The sequence below is a fragment of the Paracidovorax wautersii genome, from assembly GCF_900113035.1.
Classification (GTDB): Bacteria; Pseudomonadota; Gammaproteobacteria; order Burkholderiales; family Burkholderiaceae_C; genus Paracidovorax; species Paracidovorax wautersii.
Window position 1 is genome coordinate 17360 of sequence record NZ_FONX01000024.1, and the last position, 26400, is coordinate 43759.

Consider the following 26400-nt stretch of genomic DNA (forward strand, 5'->3'; position numbering starts at 1 on the left):
CCCCGGCCCGCCCGGGCGCCAGCGCCCTGCGACGAAGCGGCGGCCGCAGGGCGCGAGCGGCAGCCTGGCGGGTGCGGACGGTCGGGCATGCGCGCCGGCGGGCGGTGGCGAGGGCACATAATCCCGGCTCCCTCCAACTTACACCGAATTCCCCGTGGACATTCTTTTGCTGCTCAAGGCCGCCATCATGGGCGTTGTCGAGGGCCTGACCGAGTTCCTGCCCGTTTCCTCCACGGGCCACCTCATCCTGGCAGGTGCGCTGCTGGGTTTCGACGACGAAAAGGCCAAGGTCTTCGACATCGCCATCCAGACCGGCGCCATCTTCGCCGTCATCATGGTGTATTGGCAGCGCATCCGCGAAACCGTGGTGGCCCTGCCCAGCCAGCGCCAGGCGCAGCGCTTCGCGCTCAACGTGTTCGTGGGCTTCCTGCCCGCCGTGGTGCTGGCGCTCCTGTTCGGCAAGGCCATCAAGGCGCACCTCTTCACGCCCGTCGTGGTGGCCAGCACCTTCATCATCGGCGGCTTCATCATCCTCTGGGCTGAAAAGCGCACGGCGACGGCGGTGCGCGTGGAGTCGGTGGACGACATGACGGTGATGGACGCGCTCAAGGTCGGCCTGGTGCAGTGCCTGGCCATGGTGCCCGGCACCAGCCGCAGCGGCTCGACCATCATCGGCGGCATGCTGCTGGGCCTGTCGCGCAAGGCGGCGACCGATTTCTCGTTCTTCCTGGCCATCCCCACGCTGATCGGCGCGGGCGTGTACAGCCTCATCAAGGAACGCCACCTGCTGGCCTGGGCCGATCTGCCGCTCTTCGCGACCGGCCTGGTGTTCTCGTTCCTGAGCGCGCTGGTCTGCGTGCGCTGGCTGCTGCGCTACATCAGCACGCACAGCTTCGTGCCCTTCGCCTACTACCGCATCGTGTTCGGCGTGATCGTGCTGGCCACGGCCTGGTCGGGGCTGGTGACCTGGGCGGAGTGAAACCCTGGCAGCGCCAGATGGCCTGCCCCATCCGGCGGGGCGGCAATATCACCCCACGGCACTTGCTGCCGTAAAAAATAAGGTGATAAGCTGCCGCCTCATTTGAGGCCCCTGGACCGCGCGCCGTCGCCGCGGGGGATGACGCAGGCTGTTGCCGGGCCCGTCGGCCGCATCGCGCGCGCGGGCAGCCGGCCTCGGTACAAGGGACCCGTTGGCTATGACGCCGATCGAATTGCCGTTGAACGGCTCGCTTTCCGCCGTCGGGCCGTTCCCTGGACTGTCCGACTCCGACATGCTGCAGGTGCTCACGCACAACGTCGGCGCCACCGTGGCCGTGGTCAGCCGCGCATTGCGCATCGTCTATGTGAACGACGAGTACGCGCGCTGGTTTCGGGCTGCGCCCGAGGAGCTCGTCGGCAAGACCCTGATCGAACTCTACGGCGAGTACAACTACTCGCGCTTCCTGCACTACGTGCAGCGCGTGCTGGCCGGCGAACGGGTGAGCTACCAGCGGCCGGTGCTCGACCCCGATGGGCGTGAGTCCTGGCGCACCATCTGCCTGTCGCCCTGGCGCGACGCGAGCGGCGACATCGCGGGCTTCATCACCGCCGCGCTGGACGTGGACGAGCTCCAGGTCGCCATGAACGCGCTGCGCACGGCCAACCAGCGCCTGTCATCGCATATGGACAACAGCCCGCTCGCGGTGCTGGAGATGGATGACGAACTGCGCGTGCTGCGCTGCTCCAGCCGCGCCATCGAGCTCATGGGCTGGCAGGATCTGGGGCAAGTCGAGCACCGCTGCCTGCACGAGCTGCCCGGCACCTCGGCCATGGATCAGCACCTGTCGCAGGCGTTCTCGGACCTGCGCTCGGGCCGCGCCACGCGCAACCGGGTGGAATCGTGCCTGCATCGGGCCGACGGATCGGAGGTGCATTGCGAGTGGTTTAGCTCCGCGCTGACCGACGAAGGCGGCCGCGTGACCTCGATCATGTCGCTGGTGCAGGACATCTCGGCCAAGATCGAGATCGCGCGCCAGCATCACTACCTGGCCAACCACGACTCGCTCACCGGCCTGCAGAACCGCTCGGCATTCCAGCGCCGCTTCGAGCATTCCCTCTCCCGCGTGCGCTCGCGCGGTGGCGCGGTGGCATTGCTGTTCATCGACCTGGACGGCTTCAAGAAGATCAACGACTGCCACGGCCACAAATTGGGCGACGAGGTGCTGCGCTGCGTTGCGCGCCGCCTGGCCCGGGCGGTGCGTGGCAGCGACACGGTGGCGCGGCTGGGCGGCGACGAGTTCCTGGTGATGCTCGACACCGACGTGGAGGCGGACCTGGTCGGCTACATCGGCGCACGCATCATTTCCGCGCTGGCCGAACCCATGGAAGTGGACGGCCTGGCCTTGCAGGTGGGCGCGAGCATCGGCGTTGCCATGCACCCTCCGCTGGACGGCGACATCGAACTGCTCATGACCCAGGCCGACCAGGCCATGTACGCGGCCAAGCGCACCGGCCGCAACTGCATGCGCTACGCGGGCCAGGGCTGAGTTTTTTTCGCGGCGCCCACGTCCGGCGCCGGGCGCACCGTCAGGGCAGCTTCACGCTCTGCGCGAAGTGGAAGAAGTCCTGCGGGTCGTATTCCTTCTTGACCCTCTGCAGGCGCGCGTAGGTGTCCGCGCCCCAGTACGCCGCCGCGTAATCGGTGAGCGTGCCGTCGGGGTAGTTCTGGTACACCGCGCCGGTCAGGAAGGGCGCCATCAGCTCCATGAAGCCCGCGAGCCATTGCTCCACCGCGGCGCGTTCTTCGGCCGTGGTCCAGAACACGTCCGCGACGAGGTCCGCATCCACATCGCGGTGGACGAAGGCGCTGTCCGCGGCCGGGTAGCGCTGGATCGCGCCGCCGTAGGGCTCCAGGTAGACCAGCGACCAGGTGTTGGGCGAGGTCGTGAAATAGTCGATCGCGGCCTGCCACTGCTGCTTCGTCAGCGTCCGGCCGATATAGCCGCTGGACTTGGTCTCGCAGACGGCGGCGGTCAGGTTCTCCGGCAGCTCGTAGGGATGGTCTTCCAGCCAGACATTCATCTCGGGATACGTGCCCGACTTGTCCACCAGCAGCTTGGCGCTCGGCACCGCGAGCAGGGGGGCGATGGCCGCCATGCCTTCCTCGCGCGTGCCGCAGTACATGCCCTGGATCATGAAGACGGGTTTTCCGTCCTGGTAGCCGAGGTTCATCATGTAGCCCAGCGCATCGGGCGCGCCGCTGCGCATGAAGTCCTTTTGCAGCAGCACCAGCACGTCGGCCGCATCGGCCGCGTCCCAGCCGATCGACCAGGCCCACACGCTCGGCAGCGGCACCATGCGGTAGGTGACCTGCAGCAGCACGCCGAAGTTGCCGCCCGTGCCGCCGCGCATGGCCCAGTAGAGGTTCGGCTCCTCGGTGGCGCTGGCCGTCACGATGGTCTTGCCGTCGGCCAGCAGCACGCGCATCGATTCGACCATGTCGCTCTGGATGCCGAACTGGCGCGAGGTGTAGCCGTAGCCGCCGCCCTGCACGAAGCCGCCCACGCAGACGTTGCCGCAGGCGCCCGTCGGCACGTGCCACCCGGTGGCGCCCATGGCGCTGTTGAAGGTGTCGAAATCCGTGCCCGGCAGCACGTGCACGCGCTGCGCCTGGGTGTCGATGGTGACGCCGCTCAGGTTCTTGAGGTCGATCACCATGCCGCCGGTGTTGACCGAATAGCCCGCCGTGCTGTGGCCGCCGCAGCGCAAGGCCACCCAGAGCTTCCAGGTCTGCGCGAACTGCACGCACAGCATCGCGTCGTTTTCGCTCTTGCAGTAGGCGATGAGCAGCGGGAAGGCCTGGAAGGCGTGGTTCGACTCCTGGCGGTCATCGTTGTAGCCAGGCGTGGTCGGCAGCACGATGTAGCCGACCATCGCTCTCTCCAGCGCGGCCAGCGCCTCCCAGGGCCAGGGGGCGTCGGTGGGCGTGTTGGCGGCAGCCAGCGCCAGCAGGTGGGCGACGCGTTCGTCTTTGGCGTGGCGGGCAGGACTCTTGCGATGGGCCATGGTGGACTTTCCCTCGGTTCTTGAACGTGGTGGCGGATGTGGATACCGCAGGCCTGCAGCAGCCATGACTGCAGGTGGCGGACGGCAGCGCGCATGTGTCTGCATGTAACGCCGCGGCGTGGCAGTGTAGGGGATGGCTGCCGGGCTGGGCACGCGCTTTTTTCCACGCTACTCGGCCCTGCTGAAGATGGGGGAGACGTTGATGGGCCGTCCGGGGCGGGGGCCGTATGGCGAGCCCGCAGGTTGTGTCGCGGTCTGGGCTTGGCGGGCTCAGGCCGCGCTGGGCGTGAGCCCGCCGGTATTGCGGCGCAGGCAGAAGCGCCCGCCGTGCTTGCCGCTGTACATGGCCGCATCCGCCAGCTTGATGAGCGTGGCTGCGTCGGCGGCGTCGGTGGGTGCGAGCGCGTAGCCGATGGTCAGGCCCACGCGCAGGTCGTAGGCGCCCACGCGGAACGGGGTGCGGAAGGCTTCCAGCAGCGTGCAGCCCAGCTCGTGCGCCTGGTCGGGGCTGGGCAGTTCGCAGGCCATGACCACGAATTCGTCGCCGCCGACGCGCGCCACGGTGTCCGAGTTGCGCAGGTGTTCGCGCAGCCGCGCGGTCACCGCCACCAGCAGGTGGTCGCCCACGTCGTGGCCGAAGCGATCGTTCACCGGCTTGAAGTCGTCCAGATCGAGCATGTAGAGCGCCAGCAGGCCGCCGGGCCGGGAGCGGGGCAGGGCGGCCTCCAGGGCCTTGTCCAGCCCGCGGCGGTTGGGCAGGCCCGTCAGCGGATCGGTGTGGGCCAGCGACTGCATGGCGTCTCGCTCGCGGCTGGCGCGCTGGGCCTCCAGCCGCAGCGCGGCGGTGCGCAGGCCGAGCATGCGCATGAAGAGCAGCATGTCCAGCACGGTGCCGGCCTGGAAGGCGTGCAGCGTCCAGACGTTGGCGGGCAGCTTGCCATGCACCAGCAGGCCCAGCGTGACGGCGGCGACCAGATAGGCCGCCCAGGCATACAGCAGCGTGCAGCCCAGCGGGTCGCCGCGCCGGGCCTGGCGCAGGGCCAGCGGCACGCTGAGCACGGAAGGCATGGGGCCGAGCAGGCCCAGCACCGTCATGGCCACGCGCACCGACATCAGGTCGAGCGCGAAGGCCAGGCCCAGCACGCCCGTGAGCAGGGCGCAGCCCTGCATGATGCGGATGAAGCGGCGGGTGGGCTGGCTGGCATCCAGCACATGGCCCATGAAGAGGAACGATGCCATGGCCCCGAGGAAGCCGCACAGGCTGCCGATGTGCTGCTCCATCCAGAGGCTGTCGCCCCAGAGGAACTGCCCGCCGATGCCGAAGAACTGGACGGAAAAGCCGCCGCTGCCCAGCACCAGCAGCGTGTAGTAGAAAAAGAGCCGCTGGCGCAGCGAGAGCCATTGCCAGAGGCTGTACACGAGCAGGCAGATGGTCAGCCCCGCGAAGATGCCCTGCACCATCTGTTCGCCCAGCATGCGGGGGTCGAGCAGGCGCTTTTCACCGATGAAGAGCGGCACGATCATCCCCCCGCCGGTGCGCAGGCGGACGTAGAGCTCATAGCGCTCGCCGGGCTCGAGCGGCACGTCCATGGCCGGGGTGCGCCACAGCAGCGGCCGGGCGTTCTGCGGCTGCATGTTGCCCAGCGTGGCGTGCTGCGTGATCTCGCCCCGGTGGACGAGATACACATCCACCTCGTTGAGCAGCGCATAGTCGATGCTCAGCGCCGCCGCCACGGAATGGGTGCCCAGCGCCTGCAGCGGCACGCGCAGCCAGACCGCGTCGGTGCGCACGCCCAGGGAGCCGGGCTTCACGTCGGGTATCTCGAAGGCATCGGGCTGTGCCAGCACCTGTCCGATCCGCAGCGTCAGGCTGGGATCGGAGAGCATCTGCACGTAGGGCCAGGCCTTCACGGGCGGCGTGCCGGCCTGCAGCCACAGCACCGGCTGCGCCCGGGCCGGTGCGGGCGCGCCCAGGCCGGCCCAGCAGCAGGCCAGCAGCAGCCACAGCCACAGGCCGTGCAGGCAGAGGCGCCGTAACGGCTGGCCGGTGCCGCAGGGCCGTGTTTCGGAAGGCAGTGAGACGGCAAGGAGCGCGGATGCCGGCATGAAGGGCCTTCTCTCGCCCTCAGTTCACCGATTGCGGCCCGCCATCGGCCACTGCCGGCTGGGGCCTCGACAGGGGGCGCCACGTTCCGGTGGTCGTCAACCGGTCTTCGAGCCGGTTGAGCCACCGGGGCGCTTTCGGGTCGTCGCTCCAACTGGCAACCGTCTGGGTCATTTGCCCGAGCAGCGCCTCGGGCAGCTGCAGCGGCCGTGTCTGGTCCATGAGCAGCTTCACCAGCAGGTGGTAGCCCAGCACCCGCATCAGCGCGCGGGTGATCGAGAAACGCGGCACGAAGCACTGCGCGATGGCGTCGATCAGCCGCGCGGCGCCCAGGAGGAACCAGAACAGCAGCCAGGACCGCAGCGGGGCAGGCTGGTCATCGAGCCCCAGCTGCGCGAAGTTGACGCGGCCGCAGAGGTAGCGCGTCATCAGCCGCGGGAAGGGGCGGGCGATGCGCCAGGGAATGACCTGTTCCATGGCGGACATGAGCGCTTTCGCCAGGGCGGGCCGCACGTCGGGCGGGGTCAGGTGGGCCTGGCCCTCGGCCTGCATGCGTGCCAGCAGCGCCTGGCCCTCGTCCATGGTGCGGATCATCAGCGCGCTGTCGATGCCCAGCACGTGGCCCACCACGTTCCAGGTATGCAGATAGGCGCGCTCGTCGGCCTCGGAAAGGCCGATGCCCATCCGGCGCATGCCGCGCAGGAAGACGTAGCCGAAGGTGAGCAGGGTGTAGGCCAGCTCGGACTGGTTGCAGGGCAGGCCGTCGCGCTCGGTGTTCCAGCCCAGGGCGGCCAGCACCTGGTAGATATTGGGCTTGGCCGGGCGCTCCAGCGGCGCGACGTTGTGCAGGCGGGCGCGGCCGGGCTGCGGTTCCTCGCGCAGGATCAGGTAGCGGATGGTGGCGTGGATCAGCCGCACCTTGAGCACCTGGGCGACGCCCGAACCCTCGGGGCGCGTCAGGCCGCCGTGCATCATCACCGGGAAGATCATCGCGGCGGTGCTGCGGATGCGGTGCTCGGTGTTGTATTCGAGCTGGCCCGTGGCGTGCAGCACGCTGGCCAGGTCGGGAACGATGTAGCACTCGGGCAGGCTGGCGCAGAACAGCAGGGTGCAGGACAGGACCCCGTAGTCCATGAACACCCGCTCGGCGCGCCCGATGAGCGCCGGGTCGGCCCAGGACGGCAGATCGCGCCCGGCGCGGATGAAATCCTGCAGCGCCTCGGCGATGTCCGGCGGCACCGAGTCCGGGGGCTGCCAGTCGGCCATGGTGGCGTTGTCGGTCCAGGTGGCGAAGGCCCGGTTGACGGCGGCGATGCGCTGCCACTGCAGGGCCTGCGCGCCCGGCAGCGCGTCCTGCGGCCACGGCCCCAGGATGCGCGCGATGGTGTCGTCTGCCAGCGGGTCGGCCTGCCAGTGGGACGCAATGGCTTCGGAGCTGTCGGCTCGGGGTTCAGGCATGCTGTTCATGACGCGCCGTTGAAGGAGGGGGAGCAACGAGGAAAAGGCAGAGGGCGTAATCCCCCTGCCTGCAATGCGGTTGCAGTGTAGGGGAGGACTACGTCTTGTTGGGAACTGCGCAGTGTTGGCGTGTGACTGTCAAAGTCATTTCGCCACCATGCGGTTGCGCTTCAGCCGCCGTGTTGGGGGGCGTGGGCCAGATTCAGCAGCGCGGCCTCGATGGCGGCCGCCGTGGCGATGGGTTTTTCCATGGGGAAAAGGTGGCTGCCGTCCACCAGGGCGATGCGCCCCTGGGTGATGCGCTGGGTCATCGCCATGCCCACCTGGCGCAGCTCCTGCGACGCCAGCCCGCCGATGAAGGCGGCCGGGCAGCGCAGCGGATGCTGGCGCAGCATGCGGGCGAAGTCGTGCGGCAGGGTGTTGTAGATGGCCGTTTCCACGTCGCGGTCGAAGGCCAGCACGCGCTGGCCTTCATGGTCGCGCAGGCCGTGGGTGACGTAGTCGCGCAGCACCTGCCGGTCCCAGTGCATGAAGGCCTTCTTGCGGCTGAAGTGCTCCAGCGCCTCTTCGCTGCTGGCCCAGCTGTTGCGCCGGGCCCGGCTGATCTTGCCCGGCGAGACCGCGCCCACCAGCTGCGTGCGCTTGGCGACGTCGAGCGCGCTGGCCCGCCAGCCGCCCAGCAGGGGCGAATCCAGCAACAGCACGCCGCGCGCGAGCTGCGGGTGGCGCGAGGCCGTCATCACGCTGAGAAAGCCGCCCAGCGAGTGGCCGACCAGGAAGGCCGGCTCGCCGCTCTCCTGCTGCTGGGCCTGGGCGAAATCCGCCAGCTGCTGCACCAGGTGGGGCCAGTTGTTGGTGACGGGGTAGCGCTCGTCATGGCCGAACTGCGGCACGGCGGCGACGTCGAAGCCACGCCGCCGCAGCTCGGCGAACATCACGCGGTAGGTGCTGGCCGGAAAGCTGTTGGCGTGGGAGAAGACGATGCGTGTCATGGGCGGTGGTCGGGGCCGGGCTGGGGCGGGTGGGGTCAGACCAGCTTGTCGCGCGGGTTGGTGATCTTGCGCAGCGGCTTGTTGCGGGCGTTGTCCACGCGGATCGGCACCTCGGTCGCGCCGCCGTTCCAGGCCGGGTCCTCGATGCTGTCGAACACCTGGCGCAGCTTCTGGCCCCAGCTGTCGTGCAGCATGCGGAAGTAGGGGTTGTGCTCGTCGATGCAGACGATCTTGTCGGCCGAGAAGCTGCCTTCCTCATAGACCACCAGGTCCAGCGGCAGGCCTACCGACAGGTTGGACTTGAGCGTGCTGTCCATCGACACCAGGGCGCACTTGGCGGCCTCGGCCAGCGGGGTCTCGGGCGTGAGCACGCGGTCGAGCACGGGCTTGCCGTATTTGGATTCGCCCACCTGGAAGTAGGGCGTCTCGGAGGTGGCTTCGATGAAGTTGCCGGCCGAATAGACCTGGAAGAGGCGCATGCCCTCGCCCCGGATCTGCCCGCCCAGCACCAGCGAGACGTTGAAGTCCACGCCCGAGCGCTTGAGCGCCGGGCCGTCGCGTTCGTGGACCCGGCGCACGGCTGAGCCCAGCACGCGCGCCACCTCGAACATGCTGGTGGCGTTCCACAGGGTGATGGGCTCGCCGTCTTCCTCGCGGCTGGCGATCTGCTCGGTCTGCAGGATCTCGCGCACCGACTGCGAGATGCTCAGGTTGCCCGCCGACAGCAGCACCATGAAGCGGTCGCCCGTCTTCTCGTAGATCATCATCTTGCGGAAGGAGCTGATCTGGTCGAGCCCTGCGTTGGTGCGCGAGTCGGAAAGAAACACCAGTCCGGCGTTGAGTTTGATGGCGACGCAGTACGTCATGGTGGAGGTGCGGTCTGGTGAGGGTGGGGAAAGCGCCAGTGTAGTGCCGCGCATCGGGCGGCGCTGTCGCTGGCAGGATTGTTCAAGAACCGTGGCGGCAGGCGCCCGTGGGTAGGGCGCGGCAGGCCGGCTTGGCCTGCGCATCGCGCATCACTGCTGCGCCAGCCGCTTGAGCTGGTAGAGCGCGTCCAGCGCCTCGCGCGGGCTCAGGGCGTCGGGGTGGATGGCTTCCAGCGCCGCCTCGACCGCGCTCACGCCCGCGGCAGGGTCTTCGGGCGGCGGAGCGAACAGGTCCACCTGCGCCTGGCCTTCGCCGGCGCGCTCCTCCAGTGCGGCCAGCGTATGGCGCGCATGGCTCAGCACCGGCCCGGGGACGCCTGCCAGCTTGGCGACGTGGATGCCGTAGCTGCGGCTGGCCGGGCCGGGCTGGATCTCGTGCAGGAAGGCGATGGAGGAGCCGGTCTCGGTCGCGCCCACGTGCACGTTCATCGCGTGCTGGTGGCGGGCCGACAGCTCGGTCAGCTCGAAGTAGTGCGTGGCGAACAGCGTGAAGGCGCGGGTGCGGTCGTGCAGGTGCGTGGCGATGCCGCTGGCCAGCGCCAGCCCGTCGAAAGTGCTGGTGCCGCGGCCGATTTCGTCCATCAGCACCAGGCTGTGCGGCGTGGCGGCATGCAGGATCTGCGCGGCCTCGGTCATCTCCAGCATGAAGGTGGACTGCGCGTTGGCCAGGTCGTCGGCCGCGCCGATGCGGGTGTGGATGGCGTCGATGGGCCCGAGCCGGCAGGCCGTGGCCGGCACGTGGCTGCCCATGCTGGCCAGCAGCACGATCAGCGCCACCTGCCGCATGTAGGTCGATTTACCGCCCATGTTCGGGCCGGTGATGACCTGCATGCGCGTGTTGGCGTTCAGCCGCGTGTGGTTGGGGATGAAGGCGCCCGACGAAGTCTCGGCCAGGCGCGCCTCCACCACTGGGTGGCGGCCGGCCTCGATGTCGATGCAGGGCTCGGCCACGAACTGCGGGGCGCACCAGTTCAGCGTGAGCGAGCGTTCGGCCAGCGTGCACAGCACGTCCAGCGTGGCCAGGGCCCGCGCCAGCCGGGTGAGGGCGGGCACGTGCGGCTGCAGCTGGTCCAGTACCTGTTCGTAGAGCCATTTCTCGCGCGCCAGGCCGCGCTCCTGCGCCGACAGGGCCTTGTCCTCGAAGGCCTTGAGTTCGGGCGTGATGAAGCGCTCGGCGTTCTTCAGCGTCTGGCGGCGGCGGTAGTCCTCGGGCACGCGGCTGGTGTGGCTGCTGGTGACTTCGATGTAGAAGCCGTGCACCTTGTTGAACTGCACGCGCAGGTTGGGAATGCCGGTGCGGGCGCGCTCGCGGGTTTCCAGGTCCAGCAGGAAGTCGTCGCAGTGCGTCTGGATGCCGCGCAGCTCGTCCAGCTCGGCATCGAAGCCGGCTGCGATCACGCCGCCGTCGCGCACCAGGGCCGAGGGCTCCTCGTCGATGGCCGCGCGCAGCAGCGTGCTGCAGTCCACCGGGGGCTGTAGCTCCTCGAAGATCTGGGTCAAAAACGGGTCGGGCGCTTGATTCGCCTGGGCGAGTAGCTCCGCTTTTTGTAGCGTCTTGCACAGGCCCACCAGCTCGCGCGGGCGCACCTGGCGCAGCGCGATGCGGGCGGTGATGCGTTCCACGTCGCTCACGCCGCGCAGCTCGGCGCGCAGCACCTGCCAGGGGCCGGCGCCCGCGCCCGTGCCGCGCAGAGCGGCGGTGGCGGCCAGGCGCTGGCGGGCGTCGGTGCGGTCGCGGCGCGGCTCCAGCAGCCAGCTTTTCAGCAGGCGGCTGCCCATGCCAGTCATGCAGGTGTCCAGCAGCGAAAAGAGGGTGGGGGCCTCTTCGCCGCGCAGCGTGCGCACCAGCTCCAGGTTGCGCCGCGTGGCCAGGGGCAGGGCGATGAGTTCGTCGCTCTGCTGCACCCGCACGCTCTGCACGTGGGTCAGGGCGCGGCCCTGGGTGTGCTCGGCATACGAGAGCAGCGCCGCCGCCGCCGCGTGGGCATGGGGCAGCGCTTCGGCGTTCCAGGCCGCGAGGCTGGAGGCCTGGAGGTATTCGAGCAGCTTGCGCTCGCCCAGCGCGGCATCGAACTGCCAGTCCGGCCGCAGGCTCAGGGGGCAGGCGAGCGTGCCGTTCTGGCGCAGCGCCTGCAGCTGCTGCTCGAAGCGCTCGGTGGTGCCGGCGCTGTAGATCACTTCGCTGGGCGAGACGCGGGCCAGCCAGGCGCCGACTTCGTCGTGCGCGCATTCGGCCAGATGGACGATCCCTTGCGTCACCGACATCCAGGCTAGGCCGCAGCGCGCCCGCGCGCCCTGGTGGACGGCCAGCAGCATGGCTTCGGCCTTGTCGGAGAGCAGTTCGCTGTCGGTGAGCGTGCCGGGCGTGACCACGCGGACCACCTTGCGCTCCACCGGCCCCTTGGCCGCGCCCACCTCGCCCACCTGCTCGCAGATGGCGACCGATTCCCCCATGCGGATGAGCCGGCCCAGGTAGTTCTCGAGCGCGTGGAAGGGCACGCCGGCCATCACCACCGGCTGCCCGCCGGACTGGCCGCGCTGGGTGAGCGTGATGTCCAGCAGCCGCGCGGCCTTTTCGGCGTCTTCGTAGAACAGCTCGTAGAAGTCGCCCATGCGGTAGAAGACCAGCGTGTCCGGGTGCTGGGCTTTCAAGCCCAGATACTGCTGCATCATGGGTGTATGGGCTGAAACGTCGGGCTTTTCCATGTATTTCAAATCAATTGCTCGTCACGTGCGATCCCGGCCGCAGGGCCGGGCGGGCGCGCAGGCCCGTTGCGGAGGGCCTGCATTGTCGTCAAGTTTGCGGAAGGTGCCGTGCCAAAGCCTTGGCGCGGCCGGGCGGGGCGGCGGCGCGGGCCGGCTTCAGGCGGCGGGGCGCTTGTTCAGGTAGGCCGGTAGCAGCCGGGCCACCTTCTGCAGGAGCGCGAATTCCTCGTCCGGCAGCGGGTAGCGCTCCACGTCGAAGTGGCAGAGCGTGCCATAGAGGCGCCCGTAGTTGTCCATGAGCGGCAGGCCGTGGTAGGAGCCGAGCACGCCCTGGTACTTGTGGCCGTCCACGCGCCGGTCGCCGGCCGTGTCGGTGGAGGTGAAGATGCCGTCGCGCATCACGAACTGGCAGAAGCTGTCTTCCAGCGGCACCTGGGCCAGGTAGTCGGGCCGAACCATGCCCTGCTTGTCGAAGAGGTAGGTGTTGTGCAGCACGGCGTTCTCGATCCGGTACACGGCCGTGTAGCGGTGCGGCACCCGCGCGTTCAGGAACTGCAGGCCGGCCGGGCCGGTGGCGTCGAGCAGGGCGCGGTAGGCCTCGAGGGCGCGGTGGACTTCGTCAACCGTGGCGTTCATGGAAAAACCTTGTCGTCGGCTCCGAGGAAGGCGCCATTGTAGGCAAGGGGGCCACGGCGCGGTGTAGGGCGAGTGCGCAGCCGTTCAGGCCGGCATGACCCGGTTCTTGCCTGCCCGCTTGGCCAGATACATGCCCTGGTCGGCGCGGCGGATGGCGTCGTCGCTGCTTTCGCCGTTCGAGAGCTGCGCCACCCCGGCGCTGAAGGTGATGAGCACCTTGTCCTGGCCCTGCATGAAAAAGCGCGTGGTCAGCTCGCGCTGCAGCCGCGTCATGGCTTCCACGCCCTGGTTCAGGGCGGTGTCGGGCAGCACCAGCACGAATTCCTCGCCGCCGTAGCGCGCCAGCATGTCCTGCGGGCGCATGACTTCGCGGGCCACCGCCGCCAGGTGGATCAGCGCCTGGTCGCCGCTGGCATGGCCCAGCCGGTCGTTGATGGCCTTGAAGTTGTCCAGGTCCAGCAGCGCCACGCACAGGGGCGATTCGTTGCGCCGGGCGCGGGCGATCTCGCGCTCCATCACCTCGTCCAGCCCCTTGCGGTTGAGCGAGCCGGTCAGCGGGTCGTGCCGCGCCTGGGCGCTGGCTTCGTGCAGCGCCTGCTGCAGCTTGCTGATCTGGGCATGGCCGGCCTCGGAGCGCTCGCGCAGGTGGTGCAGCTCGTCGCGCGTCACCCGGCTTTCCAGGGCGATGGCGCGCGTGGCGGTCATCACCTCCTGCAGCAGCGGCGTGATCTCCTGCAGCTGCGTGGCCTGGCCGATGCGTTCCGCGCAGCCTTCCAGCGTGGCGTGGTAGGCGCTGCTGGATTCGTCCATGTGGGCCAGCCGCTCGATGAAGGCCGCCAGCAGTTCCTTCATCTGGTCCTGCGCCTCCAGCAGGCGGTCCTTGGCCTGGGACTGCTTGACGATCACGTCCTTGAGCCGGCGCTGCACGTCATCCAGGCGCCGCAGCGTCAGCGGCGGGGTGGAGGCGGCGATCAGCGCCTCGACCTGCCCGTGCAGCCACTGGTCGTCCAGCGTGAGCGCCGCGATGTTCTCGAACAGCATGCGCAGCAGCGCCAGCAGGTTGCCGCGGATGGCGGCCTGGTCCTCGGCCGTGAACGACAGCCGGTAGCTGAAGTTGTTGAGCATCAGCTGCAGGGTGGAGACGGGCGGCGAGGGCTGGCGCAGGAAGTTGGTCAGCTGCGCGGCCAGCTCGTGCACCCGGGCGTCGTCTTCGCCCAGCGCGGGCATCAGGGTCTCGATCAGCCGCACGAACTGCTCCGCCAGCTCGGGCGGCAGGTGGGCCAGGGCCTCGGGGGCCGAGGCCGCCTTGTCGGCTGCGGCCATGCTGGCGGCCGTGGCCGTGAGGCCCAGGTTGGCATAGCCCACCAGCACGCCTTGCAGCGCCGACCAGTCGCCCGCGGAGACCGCGCCGTCGAAGAGGCCCAGCAGCCGCTTCTGTGCGGGAGTCTGCCCCGGCAGCACGCGCATGATCTGGCGCAGCTGCGCCTCGGGGAAGGTGGCCGCGCTGCGGGTGCCGGCGATCTCGTCGTAGAGCGCCTGATAGTTGTCGGGAGTGGGGGGGAGCCGGCGGGTGGCCAGCAGCTTGAGCGTTTCGCGAGCGAGTTCGGAAGGGTTGCGTTCTGCCATCGGCTGCGCTGCGTTTTAGCGTTTTCTATCGAATTGGACGCCTAGTTTGACAGAGCCGCGCCGCCTTGAACAGGCTGACCGCGCGGTCGCGGATGCGCCGCGGCGGGTTCTTCCAGCGGGTGCCTAGTTCACCATCACCAGCTTGCCGATCACCCCGCGCGAGCCCATGTGCTCGTAGGCCGCCTTCAGCTGCGACATCGGCATGGTGCGGTCGATGACCGGCTTGACCTTGCCCTCGGCGTACCAGTGGGCCAGTTCCTGCATCATGGCCGCGTTGGCCTTCGGCTCGCGCTTGGCGAAATCGCCCCAGAACACGCCCACCAGCGACGCGCCCTTGAGCAGCGGCAGGTTCAGCGGCAGCGAGGGGATCGGCCCCGAGGCGAAGCCTACCACCAGGTAGCGACCGCGCCAGGCGATGGAGCGGAAGGCTGGCTCGGTGTATTCGCCGCCCACCGGGTCGTAGATCACGTCGGGCCCGCGCCCGTCGGTCAGCGCCTTGATGGCCTCGCGCAGGTTCTCCTGCGCGTAGTTGATGACGGCGTCGGCGCCGATCGAAAGGCAGAGCGCGCACTTCTCCTCGGTCGATGCCGCCGCGATGACGCGCGCGCCGCGTGCCTTGGCGATCTGGATGGCCGCCGTGCCCACGCCCCCGGCTGCGCCCAGCACCAGTACCGTCTCGCCGGCCTGGAGCTGGGCGCGGTCGATCAGCGCGTGGTGCGAAGTGGCGTAGATCATGATGAAGGCGGCCGCATCCACGTGCGAGAAGCCATCGGGCAGCGGCATGCACAGGGCCGCGGGTGCGAGCACGTGGGTGGCGAAGCCGCCGGTGCCGCTCAGGCAGGCCACGTTCTGGCCGGGCTGCAGGTGGGTCACGCCTTCGCCCACGGCCAGCACCACGCCGGCGTATTCGGAGCCGGGAACGAAGGGCAGCGGCGGCTTGATCTGGTACTTGTTCTGCACGATCAGCAGATCGGGAAAGTTCAGGCTGGCCGCCTTGATCTCGATGAGCACCTCGCCGGCCCGGGGCGACGGCGTGGGTTGTTCGGTCCAGGTCAGCGCGTCAACGCCAGTGGGGTCGGTGCAAAGCCAAGCGTGCATGGAATGTCTCCGGTCATCGATGCGGCGCATCATAGGCTGGGGGCCCGCGGCGGCCTTGTCTCTGGAGCGACGAGGCCGGCCCGGGCCCGCCTGGCTGGCCGCGCGCATGAGGCGCCACCTACAATCCGGCGCATTCCGCCAGACTGAACAATGAAGATACTCATTTCCAACGACGACGGTTACCAGGCCCCCGGCATCGTCGCGCTGCACGACGCGCTGCAGTCCATCGCCGATGTCGAGGTGGTCGCCCCCGAGCACAACAACAGTGCCAAGTCCAACGCGCTCACGTTGCACTCGCCGCTCTACGTGCACCGCGCGGCCAACGGCTTTCGCTACGTGAACGGCACGCCGGCCGACTGCGTCCACATCGCGCTCACCGGCCTGCTGGGCTACCGGCCCGATCTGGTGGTCTCGGGCATCAACAACGGCGCCAACATGGGCGACGACACCATCTATTCCGGCACGGTCGGCGCCGCCATGGAGGGCTACCTCTTCGGCATTCCGGCGATCGCCTTCTCGCAGGTGGACAAGGGCTGGGGCGAGATCGAAGCGGCCGCCCGCAAGGCCCGCGAGATCGTCCAGCAGATGGAGCGGCAGAGCCTGGTGGGCGAGGCGCCCTGGCTGCTGAACATCAACATCCCCAACCTGCCTTTCGAGGCGCTGCGGTCCATCAAGCTCTGCCGGCTGGGCCGCCGCCATGCGGCCGAGCGCGTGATCGAGCAGCAGAGCCCGCGCGGCGACCTGATGTACTGGATCGGCGGCGCCGGCCCCGCCAAGGACGATGCCGAGGGCACCGACTTTCACGCCACCGCGCAGGGCCACGTCGCCATGACGCCGCTGAAGGTGGACCTGACCGACCACGATGGCCTGGGCTATTGGGCGCAGACCGCCGCGCGCCTGGCGCCGCACGAGGCGGGCGGTGATGCTGCCAGCGAGGCCGCACACGCGGCGCCGGCCGGGCAGGGCGCGCCATGACGCAGCAGCGCCGGCCCGGTTTTCCCGCGCGGCTGGACGGCGGCGGGCCGCAGGCGCCCGCGCCGCAAGCGCGCCCGGCCGGCCTGCCGCAGCGCACGGCGCCGGCGCCGCTGGCTCCGCAGGGGCTGGGCCTCGATTCCGCCGCCATCCGCGCCCGCATGGTGCAGCGCCTGGCGGCATCGGGCATCCAGTCGCAGGCCGTGCTGGCGGCCCTGGGTGCGGTGGAGCGCCACCGGTTCGTGGACAGCGCCCTGGTCAACCAGGCCTACGAAGACACCAGCCTGCCCATCGGCCTGGGCCAGACCATCTCCAAGCCCAGCGTCGTCGCGCGCATGGTCGAGCTGCTGATGCGTGCCGAGAGCGCGCGCGGCGGCAGCCTGGGGCGGGTGCTGGAGATCGGCACCGGCTGCGGCTACCAGGCCGCGGTGCTGGCCCGGCTGGCCCGCGAGGTGTACACCGTCGAGCGTCTGCGCGCGTTGCATGAGAAGGCGCGCGACAACCTGCGCCCGCTGCGGCTGGCCAACGTGCATCTCCTTTTGGGGGACGGCATGGTGGGCTATGCCAAGGGGGCGCCCTACGCCGCCATCATCTCCGCTGCGGGCGGCGACTCCGTGCCGCAGCAGTGGTGCGACCAGTTGGCCCCGGGCGGCCGTCTGGTGGCGCCCACCGTCGGGGCGAACGGGCAGCAGGTGCTGCTGGTCATCGACAGGACTCCACATGGTCTTCAGCAGAGCGTTCTGGAGGCCGTCAATTTTGTCCCCCTAAAATCGGGGATTGTCTGAAGGGATTGCTTATGTTGGTATCGCGTGGTCTTGTTGCTTGGGTTCCTGCCCTTTTGGCTGGCGTGCTGCTGGCGGGTTGTGGAACCAGCGTCAACAGGGCTCCGGTCGAGGACCGCGGCACGGCCACCGGCATGGTCGGTTCGTCCAGCTCCGCCGCCGCTCCGGTGGTCAAGCCCCTGCCCGGTGCCGAAAACGCCGGCAAGCCCGGCTACTACACCGTCAAGCCCGGTGACACCCTGATCCGCATCGGCCTGGAACACGGCCAGACCTGGAAGGACATCGCCCGCTGGAACGGCCTGGACAACGCCAACCTGATCGAGGTCGGCCAGGTGCTGCGCGTGGTGCCGCCCACCACGGCCGTGGCGTCCGCCGAGTCCGGCGTGGTGACCCGCCCGGTGGCCTCGTCGCCCCTGGCGCCGCTGCCTGCGGCCAGCTCGGCCAAGCCTGCGGCGTCTTCCGCCCAGGCGGCTGCACCCGCTGCTCCCGCGTCGTCACACGCGGCGGCCGGCGGTGAAGACGACATGCCCTTCATCTGGCCTTCGTCCGGCCCCCTGCTGGCCGGCTTCGACGAAGCCCGCAACAAGGGCTACGACATCGGCGGCAAGGCCGGCGACCCGGTGCTGGCAGCCGCTGACGGCCGCGTGGTCTATGCCGGCGCAGGTCTGCGCGGATACGGCAACCTGATCATCCTCAAGCACAACAACACCTACCTGACGGCCTACGCGCACAACCAGACGCTGCTGGTCAAGGAAGACCAGAACGTGCGCCGCGGCCAGAAGATCGCCGAAATGGGCAGCACCGACGCCGACCGGGTCAAGCTGCATTTCGAGATCCGCCGCCAGGGCAAGCCGGTGGACCCGCAGCGCTACCTGCCTTCGCGTTGAGCGGGCCGAACCACGCGCCCGCAGCCGGCGACGACGCCGAGCTGACCGGCCTGGACGCGCAGGAGCCCGGCGACGAGGCGGGCGGCGAGACCCGGCAGCTGACCGCAGGCGCCGCCCACCACGGCGCGCGCCTGGACAAGGCGCTGGCCGAGCTGGTGCCCGAGCTGTCCCGCAGCTACCTGCAGCAACTGCTGTCGCAAGGCTGCGTGCAGCTCAACGGGCAGCCGGCTTCCAAGCCCGCGGCCAAGGTCAAGGCGGGCGACCGCATCACCGTCGAGATCCATCCCACCGAGCAGAGCCAGGCGTTCAAGCCCGAGGCCATGGCGCTCGACGTGGTGCATGAGGACGAGCACCTGCTCGTCATCCACAAGCCGGCAGGGCTGGTGGTGCACCCCGCGCCGGGCAACTGGAGCGGCACCCTGCTCAACGGCCTGCTGGGGCGTGACCCCAAGGCCAGCCTGGTGCCGCGCGCGGGCATCGTCCACCGGCTCGACAAGGACACCAGCGGCCTGATGGTGGTGGCGCGCGACCGGGCCACCATGGATGCGCTGGTGCGCATGATCGCGGCGCGCGAGGTCTCGCGGCAGTACCTGGCCCTGGCCTGGGGCGCATGGCGCCATGCGCCGCACCGCCGCGTGAGCGCCCCCATCGGCCGCGATCCGCGCAACCGGCTGCGCATGGCCGTGGTCGATCTGGCCACGCAGGCCGGCAAGCCCGCGCAGACCGACATCGACCTGCTGGGCGGCAATGCCGAAGCCAGCCTGGTGCGCTGCACGCTGCACACCGGCCGCACGCACCAGATCCGCGTCCACATGGCGTCGCTGAACCATCCGCTGGTGGCCGATGCGCTGTATGGCGGCGCGCCGGGCGCGGGCCTGCAGCGCCAGGCGCTGCACGCCTTCCGCCTCGCGTTCACCCATCCGGTGACGGGCGTGCCCATGCAATGGCATGCGCCTTTGCCGGCCGACATGCAGGCGGCGCTCGATTTCTGGGGCCTACGCTACAATCCGCTCTAAGTCCGCGCCGCTTTCGGTGCCGACACCACTTCCGCTCCGGCATGGCTCGTTGCCCATCGCTGCGTAGCGCTCCTCTCTTGATCCCCGTTGTGCTTATCGTTGGCGTGATGCCGCGACGCGTTGCGCTATCTCTCCGGGACTGCTGAAAATCATGAATACGGTGGATGCGAAAAGGGTTCTTGAAACCGCCCTGATCTGTGCGCCCCAGCCCGTGACGGTACGCGAGTTGCGCAGCCTGTTCGACGACGCCCTGGGTGCCGACACGCTGAAGGCGCTCCTGATGGAGCTGCAGCAGGACTGGGCGCAGCGCGGCGTCGAGCTGGTGCAGGTCGCCTCCGGCTGGCGCTTCCAGAGCCGGCCCGAGATGCGCCAGTACCTGGACCGGCTGCACCCCGAAAAGCCGCCGCGCTACACCCGTGCGGCGCTGGAGACGCTGGCGATCATCGCCTACCGCCAGCCGGTGACGCGGGGCGACATCGAGGACGTGCGGGGCGTGACGGTCAACAGCCTGATCATCAAGCAGCTGGAGGACCGGGGCTGGGTCGAGGTGATCGGACACCGTGAAACCGTGGGCCGCCCGGCGCTTTTCGCCACCACCCGCCAGTTCCTCGACGACCTGGGGCTGCAGTCCTTGGATCAGTTGCCGGTGCTGGACGATTCCGCGGTGCAGACCAGCATGTTCGATGCGCTGGGGCTGGTGGAATCGCCGGAGCCGCCGCCCGCGGATGCGCCGGCGGACGAGCAGTTCGATCCGGCCGAGCAAAACGATAACGCCGAAGTGGCGCAGGCCCCGCAGGCCGCGATGGAAGAAACAACGCCGGATCACGCCGGCGGGGCAATGGCCCCGGACGTGGACGCAACAGGAAAACCGATATGAACGACGACGCTCAACAAGACGAACCGGCCGGCGCGCCGGACGACGCATCCGGCGCGAAGCGCCGCGCGCCCGCCCGCAAGACGGCCGGTGCACGCGCCCCGGCACGCAAGACGGCGGCCCCGCACCAGGGCTACGGCTTTGCCGACGTGGTGTCGGGCCAGCTCGACGAGGACGACGCCAGCGCCGACCTGCCCGCCCCGAAGCGGGTGCTGCAGCCCCAGGTTGAAACGCCCAAGCTGCACAAGGTGCTGGCCCAGGCCGGCCTGGGCTCGCGCCTGGAGATGGAGCAGCTCATCCTGGAAGGGCGCATCTCGGTCAACAACGAACCCGCGCACGTCGGCCAGCGCGTGCAGCACGGCGACCAGGTCAAGGTCAACGGCAAGCCCATCCGCTACCGGATCGATCCGCCGCCGCCACGCGTCATCGCCTATCACAAGCCCGTGGGCGAAGTGGTCACCCACGACGACCCACAGAACCGGCCCACCGTGTTCCGCAAGCTGCCCCGCCTGATGCAGGGCAAATGGCAGTCGGTGGGGCGGCTCGACCTCAACACCGAAGGCCTGCTGCTGCTGACCAGCTCCGGCGAGCTGGCCAACCAGCTGATGCACCCCCGATTCGGGCTGGAGCGCGAATACGCCGTGCGCGTGCTGGGCGCCCTGAGCAACGATGAAAAGCAGCGCCTGCTCGACGGCGTTCAGCTGGAAGACGGCGTGGCCTCGTTCGGCTCCATCGAGGATGGCGGCGGCGAAGGCTCCAACTGCTGGTACCGCGTGACCATCTCGGAAGGGCGCAACCGCGAAGTGCGCCGCATGCTGGAGGCCGTGGGCCATGCGGTCAGCCGGCTGATCCGCATCCGCTACGGCGCCATGATGCTGCCGCGCGGCCTCAAGCGCGGCGCCTGGATGGAGCTCGACGAGCGTGACATCCGCGCCCTGGTGAACGCTGCGGGCGCCGGTGCCGGCCGCCCGCGTGCCGCTGACGGCGAAGCCGCGGCCGAGGCGCCCGTGCGGCGTGAACGTGCCGCCGCTGCGCGCGGCCCGCAGTCGCGCAATTCCGCTGGCGCCGCCGGTGGCCGGGCCGCCGCGCCCAAGCGCGGTGCCGCCGGTGGCGCCCGTGGCAAGGGCGCCGGTGGTGCTTCGCCCAAGAAGGGCGGGGCGGGCCAGCCCGATCCGATGAAGACCTCCGTGGGCTACATCGGCGGCGACAGCCTGCAGCGCCAGCGCGAAGACCGCAAGCGCACTGGGGCTGGTCCTCGCCGGGGAACCCGCTAGGGTCATGCCCACGGGCTAGAATCAAGGGCTTTGCCCCACGGGGCAAACAAAGAACGCAATTTTTCATTCCAAGCAGGAACAAGACCATGGCCATCGAACGCACCCTCTCCATCATCAAGCCCGACGCCGTCGCCAAGAACGTCATCGGCCAGATCTACGCTCGCTTCGAAGCCGCCGGCCTGAAGGTCGTGGCTGCCCGCATGGCCCACCTGTCGCGCCGCGAAGCCGAGCAGTTCTACGCTGTCCACAAGGAACGCCCCTTCTTCAACGACCTGGTGGAATTCATGATCTCCGGCCCGGTGATGATCCAGGCTCTGGAAGGCGAAAACGCCATCCTGAAGAACCGTGAACTGATGGGCGCCACGGACCCCAAGAAGGCCGACGCCGGCACCATCCGCGCCGACTTCGCCGACAGCATCGACGCCAACGCCGTCCACGGCTCCGACGCTCCCGAAACGGCTGCCGTCGAAGTCGCGTTCTTCTTCCCCGGCCTGAACGTCTATTCCCGCTGAAGCGGCAACGCCGCCGGCAAGGCCCGGAGCCACAGCGCTCCGGCCCCAGCAGGCGGCGATGCATGGCGCGCTCCGGCGGCCATCAGCCTGGATCACGCCATGAGCACGAACCTTCTCGATTTCGACCTCGACGGACTGGCTGCTTTCTGCGAGCGGCTGGGTGAGAAGCGTTTCCGCGCCACGCAGCTCTTCCGCTGGATCCACCAGCGCGGCGCCAGCGAGTTCGACGCGATGAGCGACCTCGCGAAGTCGCTGCGCGAAAAGCTCAAGGGCGTGGCCGTGGTGACCGGCCTGCCGGTCATCAGCGAACACGTGTCCGCGGATGGCACCGTCAAGTGGCTTTTCGACGTGGGTGACGGCAATGCCGTCGAATCCGTATTCATTCCTGAAGACGACCGCGGCACCCTCTGCGTTTCTTCGCAGGCGGGTTGCGCCGTGGGCTGCCGGTTCTGTTCCACCGGCCATCAAGGCTTCAGCCGCAATCTGACGACCGGCGAGATCGTCGCCCAGCTCTGGTTCGCCGAGCACGCGCTGCGCGCGCGTCTGGGCACGTCCGAGCGCGTGATCTCCAATGTCGTGATGATGGGCATGGGCGAGCCCCTGCAGAACTACAGCGCCCTGGTGCCTGCCCTGCGGGTCATGCTGGACGACCATGGCTACGGCCTGTCGCGCCGGCGCGTGACCGTGTCCACCTCGGGTGTCGTTCCGATGATGGATCGCCTGGCCCAGGACTGCCCGGTGGCCCTCGCGGTGTCGCTGCACGCCCCCAACGATGCGCTGCGCGACAACCTGGTTCCGCTCAACCGCAAGTACCCGATCAGCGAGCTGCTGGAAACCTGCAACCGCTATCTGGAGCACGCGCCGCGCGACTTCATCACTTTCGAATACTGCATGCTCGACGGGGTGAACGACCAGCCCGAGCATGCGCTGCAACTGATCGAACTGGTGCGCCAGCATGCCGGCAAGGGCGTGTGGTGCAAGTTCAACCTGATCCCCTTCAACCCCTTTCCCGCTTCCGGTCTGCTGCGCTCTCCCCCTCAGCAAGTGTCGGCTTTTGCCAAGTTGCTCAGCGATGCGGGTATCGTCACGACCGTGCGCAAGACGCGCGGTGACGACATCGATGCGGCCTGCGGCCAGCTCGCCGGGGACGTCAAGGATCGGACCCGCGCGTCCGAGCGTATGGCCAAGCAGCGCGTGATCGCGCTCAAGCCGGTGTCCTAGTCGGAATGCATCTCATATCAAGGGGGCGGGCATGACGTTTTCGTGGGCTCTGTGGCGCCGCTGGGGTGCCGCAACGGGCATCTATCTGGTCTGCGCGTACCTGCTGGCCGGGTGCGCCAACGCGCCCGGGTCTGCTTCCGCCTCCGCTTCCTCGGCATCGGACCCCATCGTCACGCCTTCCGACGAGTCCGAGACCCGCCGCCGTGCGCGCATCCGGCTCGAACTGGCGGCCAGCTACCTGCAGCGCGGCCAGGCCACCGTGGCGCTGGACGAGGTCAAGCAGTCCGTCGCCATCGACCCGACCTTCGCCGATGCCCATCACCTGATGGGCCTGGTCTACATGCGGCTGGGCAATCTCGACCAGGCCGAAGACAGCCTGCGGCGAGCCCAGTCCCTGAAGCCGGGCGACCCGGACATCATGCACAACTACGGCTGGCTGCAGTGCCAGCGCCAGCGCTATGCGGATGCCGAACAATGGTTCGAGCGCGCGCTGGCCGTTCCCACCTACCCGTCGCGCAGCCGCACGCTGATGTCGCAGGGCGTCTGCCTGGAGCGCGCCGGTGATCCGGTGCGGGCCGAGCAGGCTCTTTCCAAGGCCTACGAGATGGATGCCGGCAACCCGGTCATCGGCTACTACCTCGCTGCCTTGAAGTTCCGCAAGGGCGATGTCAAGCAGGCCCAGTTCTATGTGCGGCGGGTGAACAACGGCGAGTTCTCCACGGCTGAGTCGCTCTGGCTGGGCATCAAGGTGGAGCGCGCTTTGAAGGAGCCGCTGGCCATGCGCCAATTGGGCGACCAGCTGCGCAGGCGATTCCCCGATTCCCGCGAGTTGCTGGCATATGAGCGAGGCACGTTCGATGAGTGAGATGCTGGAAGCAGACAACATGAATTCCATGGGCGCGCAGCCCGGAGCCGGCGGCATGACCGCAGGAACGCTGCTGCGCCAGGCGAGACAGGCCGCGGGCGTGCATGTGGCCGCGCTGGCCGTGGCGCTGAAGGTGCCGGCCCACAAGCTGGAGGCGCTGGAGGAGGACCGCTATGAAGTATTCACCGACGTGGTGTTCCTGCGGGCCCTGGCATCCAGCGTCTGCCGCACGCTGAAGGTGGATGCGGCCCCGGTCCTGGCCCTGCTGCCGACGAGCTCGGCGCCCCGGCTGGCCGTGGACCACGGCATCAACGCCTCGTTCAAGGACGGCAGCGCGCGCGCGTCGAGCGCCAGCGGTTCCGCCATCTCGCGTTCCGTCATCGGCGTGGTGCTGGTCTTGCTGCTGGCCGCCCTCGCCATGGTCTTCGTGCCGCGTGCGGTGGATCAATCCGCATCCGCGGGCAAGCCAGCCACGGCGCAGCCAGGCGCCGTCGTGGAGACTCCCGCTGCGGCGCCGGCCGAGGCCGCCTCCAGTGCCGTGGCTGCCGTGGCCGAGCCTTCGCAGCAGCCTGCGGCTGCCGCACCGGCTCCGGCCGCAACCCCGGCCCCGACTCCCGCGCCGGCCATCGCTGCGGCTTCCGTGCCTGCGGTGGTGGTGCCCGCTGCGCCGGCCGCGCCCAGCGTCGGCTCGTCGCCCCTGGCGGCATCCAGCCAGCTCTCGTCCGTGCCCGTGGCGGCTGCCGATGAGGGCACGCTGGTGATCACCGCGAGCGGAACCTCCTGGGTGCAGGTGCGCAGCCTCTCCGGCGGCGGCACCACGCAAAAGACATTGACCGCCGGCGACAAGCTGGTGGCGCCGGGCTCGCCGCCCTGGGCGGTGGTGATCGGCAAGGCCGACGCCACCACCGTGACGGTGCGCGGCAAACCCATGGACGTGGTCAGCATTGCGCGCGAGAACGTCGCGCGCTTCGAGGTGAAATAAGTGAACGACGAAACAACGGCCGCTCCCATCGCCATCGCGTCGCCGCTGCCCCGGCGCACGCGCCAGGCGCGCGTCGTCTGGGGTTCGCGGGTGGTGACCGTCGGCGGCGACGCGCCCGTGCGCGTGCAGTCCATGACGAACACCGACACGGTCGATGCCATCGGCACGGCCATCCAGGTCAAGGAGCTCGCCCAGGCGGGTTCCGAGTTCGTGCGCATCACGGTCAACACGCCCGAGGCCGCCGCCGCGGTGCCGTACATCCGCGAGCAGCTCGACCGCATGGGCGAAACCGTGCCCCTGGTCGGCGACTTCCACTACAACGGCCACCGCCTGCTGACGGACTACCCCGACTGCGCGCAGGCGCTCTCCAAGTACCGCATCAACCCCGGCAACGTGGGCAAGGGCGACAAGCGCGACCGCCAGTTCGGCCAGATGATCGAAGCCGCGATGCGCTGGGACAAGGCCGTGCGCATCGGCGTCAACTGGGGCAGCCTCGACCAGGAACTGCTGGCCCATCTCATGGACGAGAACAGCCGCCGCGCCGTGCCCTGGGATGCCCGGCAGGTGATGTACGAGGCGCTGATCACCTCGGCCGTCGAATCGGCCCGCCGTGCCGAGGCCATGGGCCTGGACGGCAACCAGATCATCCTGTCGTGCAAGGTCAGCGGCGTGCAGGACCTGATATCCGTCTACCGCGAACTGGCGCGGCGCAGCGACTACGCCCTGCACCTGGGCCTGACCGAAGCCGGCATGGGCACCAAGGGCACGGTGGCTTCGGCCGCTGCGCTGTCCGTGCTGCTGCAAGAGGGTATCGGCGACACCATCCGCGTGTCGCTCACGCCCCAGCCGGGCGAAGCCCGCACGCAGGAGGTGGTGGTGGCTTCCGAGCTGCTGCAGGCCCTGGGCATGCGGGCCTACGTGCCCAGCGTGACGGCCTGCCCCGGCTGCGGCCGCACCACCAGCACCACGTTCCAGGAACTGGCCAAGCAGATCGACGACCACCTGCGTTCGCAGATGCCGGTGTGGCGGGTGCGTTACCCGGGCGTCGAGAAGCTCAAGGTCGCGGTCATGGGCTGCATCGTCAATGGCCCCGGCGAAAGCAAGCATGCCGACATCGGCATCAGCCTGCCCGGCACCGGCGAGGCACCGGCCGCACCCGTGTTCATCGACGGCGAAAAGGCCCTGACGCTGCGCGGCGACAACATCGCGCAGGAGTTCCATCAGCTGGTCGAGGACTACATCGCCAAGCGATTCGGCGGACGCCAGCCCGAGTCCGTTGCCTGACGCGCTGGCCGGCACCGCGCCTTCGCCGCTCAGGCGGGGCAGGCCCGGTCCGAGCCGTCCGAATCATTCATCGAGAAATACCGTGAGCAATAACAAAGAGAACAACAAGGAAGCCGCACTGCCCAAGCCCCAGAAGCTGGT

22 protein-coding genes are annotated in these 26400 nt (G+C 69.2%); 13 read left to right on the forward strand and 9 right to left on the reverse strand.

Annotation, left to right across the window (positions count from 1 at the left end; translation table 11 throughout):
• The first annotated feature begins 154 nt into the window (after nt 1–154).
• Nucleotides 155–979 (forward strand): undecaprenyl-diphosphate phosphatase, encoded by an 825-nt coding sequence (locus BM070_RS22575; RefSeq protein WP_092942185.1) that lies wholly within the window; start codon nt 155–157, stop codon nt 977–979.
• Between the two features lie 217 nt (nt 980–1196).
• Nucleotides 1197–2525: a diguanylate cyclase domain-containing protein gene (locus tag BM070_RS22580; protein ID WP_092942188.1), complete on the forward strand. Its 1329-nt coding sequence runs from the start codon at nt 1197–1199 to the stop codon at nt 2523–2525.
• A gap of 40 nt (nt 2526–2565) precedes the next feature.
• On the opposite strand, the gene BM070_RS22585 is transcribed toward BM070_RS22580, so the two are convergent.
• The 9 genes from BM070_RS22585 to BM070_RS22625 all read right to left on the reverse strand — a co-directional run bounded on the left by BM070_RS22585 (nt 2566) and on the right by BM070_RS22625 (nt 15590).
• A complete protein-coding gene (locus BM070_RS22585) occupies nt 2566–4044 on the reverse strand; it encodes an FAD-binding oxidoreductase (protein ID WP_092942191.1) in 1479 nt (492 codons plus the stop codon).
• Nucleotides 4045–4314: 270 nt separating this feature from the next.
• Nucleotides 4315–6150 carry a diguanylate cyclase gene (locus BM070_RS22590; protein ID WP_092942194.1) on the reverse strand — a complete coding sequence of 612 codons (1836 nt, stop codon included), beginning with the start codon at nt 6148–6150 and terminating at the stop codon, nt 4315–4317.
• A gap of 19 nt (nt 6151–6169) precedes the next feature.
• Complete coding sequence (locus BM070_RS22595; RefSeq protein WP_245785336.1) at nt 6170–7606, reverse strand: oxygenase MpaB family protein; 1437 nt, start codon at nt 7604–7606, stop codon at nt 6170–6172.
• Nucleotides 7607–7776: 170 nt separating this feature from the next.
• Nucleotides 7777–8598 (reverse strand): alpha/beta hydrolase, encoded by an 822-nt coding sequence (locus tag BM070_RS22600; protein WP_092942200.1) that lies wholly within the window; start codon nt 8596–8598, stop codon nt 7777–7779.
• 35 nt (nt 8599–8633) lie between these two features.
• Nucleotides 8634–9464 carry a proteasome-type protease gene (locus BM070_RS22605; protein ID WP_092942203.1) on the reverse strand — a complete coding sequence of 277 codons (831 nt, stop codon included), beginning with the start codon at nt 9462–9464 and terminating at the stop codon, nt 8634–8636.
• Between the two features lie 150 nt (nt 9465–9614).
• Complete coding sequence (mutS, locus tag BM070_RS22610; protein ID WP_434803210.1) at nt 9615–12197, reverse strand: DNA mismatch repair protein MutS; 2583 nt, start codon at nt 12195–12197, stop codon at nt 9615–9617.
• A gap of 189 nt (nt 12198–12386) precedes the next feature.
• Complete coding sequence (locus BM070_RS22615; protein ID WP_092942209.1) at nt 12387–12866, reverse strand: GAF domain-containing protein; 480 nt, start codon at nt 12864–12866, stop codon at nt 12387–12389.
• A gap of 84 nt (nt 12867–12950) precedes the next feature.
• Nucleotides 12951–14492 (reverse strand): GGDEF domain-containing protein, encoded by a 1542-nt coding sequence (locus BM070_RS22620; RefSeq protein WP_092942212.1) that lies wholly within the window; start codon nt 14490–14492, stop codon nt 12951–12953.
• A gap of 123 nt (nt 14493–14615) precedes the next feature.
• Entirely contained in the window at nt 14616–15590 is a 975-nt protein-coding gene (locus tag BM070_RS22625; RefSeq protein WP_092942215.1) for an NADPH:quinone oxidoreductase family protein, read from the reverse strand.
• 150 nt (nt 15591–15740) lie between these two features.
• Between BM070_RS22625 and surE the strand changes: the two genes are divergently transcribed.
• From surE to ispG, 11 genes are all read left to right on the forward strand, one after another.
• Nucleotides 15741–16565, forward strand: coding sequence for a 5'/3'-nucleotidase SurE (gene surE / locus BM070_RS22630; protein ID WP_092942218.1), 825 nt, complete (start codon nt 15741–15743; stop codon nt 16563–16565).
• On the forward strand, nt 16562–17347 hold the full coding sequence (locus BM070_RS22635) for a protein-L-isoaspartate(D-aspartate) O-methyltransferase (protein WP_092942221.1): 786 nt from the start codon (nt 16562–16564) through the stop codon (nt 17345–17347). Before surE ends, BM070_RS22635 begins: the two co-directional genes overlap by 4 nt.
• Nucleotides 17348–17358: 11 nt before the next feature.
• On the forward strand, nt 17359–18231 hold the full coding sequence (locus BM070_RS22640; protein WP_092942224.1) for a peptidoglycan DD-metalloendopeptidase family protein: 873 nt from the start codon (nt 17359–17361) through the stop codon (nt 18229–18231).
• A complete protein-coding gene (locus BM070_RS22645; protein WP_092942228.1) occupies nt 18228–19247 on the forward strand; it encodes an RluA family pseudouridine synthase in 1020 nt (339 codons plus the stop codon). Before BM070_RS22640 ends, BM070_RS22645 begins: the two co-directional genes overlap by 4 nt.
• A gap of 151 nt (nt 19248–19398) precedes the next feature.
• On the forward strand, nt 19399–20124 hold the full coding sequence (scpB, locus tag BM070_RS22650; protein WP_245785337.1) for an SMC-Scp complex subunit ScpB: 726 nt from the start codon (nt 19399–19401) through the stop codon (nt 20122–20124).
• Entirely contained in the window at nt 20121–21395 is a 1275-nt protein-coding gene (locus BM070_RS22655) for a pseudouridine synthase (protein ID WP_092942231.1), read from the forward strand. Before scpB ends, BM070_RS22655 begins: the two co-directional genes overlap by 4 nt.
• 86 nt (nt 21396–21481) lie before the next feature.
• Nucleotides 21482–21907 carry a nucleoside-diphosphate kinase gene (ndk, locus tag BM070_RS22660; RefSeq protein ID WP_092942234.1) on the forward strand — a complete coding sequence of 142 codons (426 nt, stop codon included), beginning with the start codon at nt 21482–21484 and terminating at the stop codon, nt 21905–21907.
• A gap of 99 nt (nt 21908–22006) precedes the next feature.
• Nucleotides 22007–23128: a dual-specificity RNA methyltransferase RlmN gene (gene rlmN, locus BM070_RS22665; protein ID WP_092942237.1), complete on the forward strand. Its 1122-nt coding sequence runs from the start codon at nt 22007–22009 to the stop codon at nt 23126–23128.
• Between the two features lie 31 nt (nt 23129–23159).
• Nucleotides 23160–23993, forward strand: a complete 834-nt coding sequence (pilW, locus tag BM070_RS22670; RefSeq protein ID WP_092942241.1) for a type IV pilus biogenesis/stability protein PilW — start codon at nt 23160–23162, stop codon at nt 23991–23993.
• Nucleotides 23994–24012: 19 nt separating this feature from the next.
• Nucleotides 24013–24975, forward strand: a complete 963-nt coding sequence (locus tag BM070_RS22675; RefSeq protein ID WP_092942274.1) for a helix-turn-helix domain-containing protein — start codon at nt 24013–24015, stop codon at nt 24973–24975.
• On the forward strand, nt 24976–26259 hold the full coding sequence (gene ispG, locus BM070_RS22680) for a flavodoxin-dependent (E)-4-hydroxy-3-methylbut-2-enyl-diphosphate synthase (protein WP_092942244.1): 1284 nt from the start codon (nt 24976–24978) through the stop codon (nt 26257–26259). It abuts the gene before it with no gap.
• Nucleotides 26260–26400 lie beyond the last annotated feature (141 nt).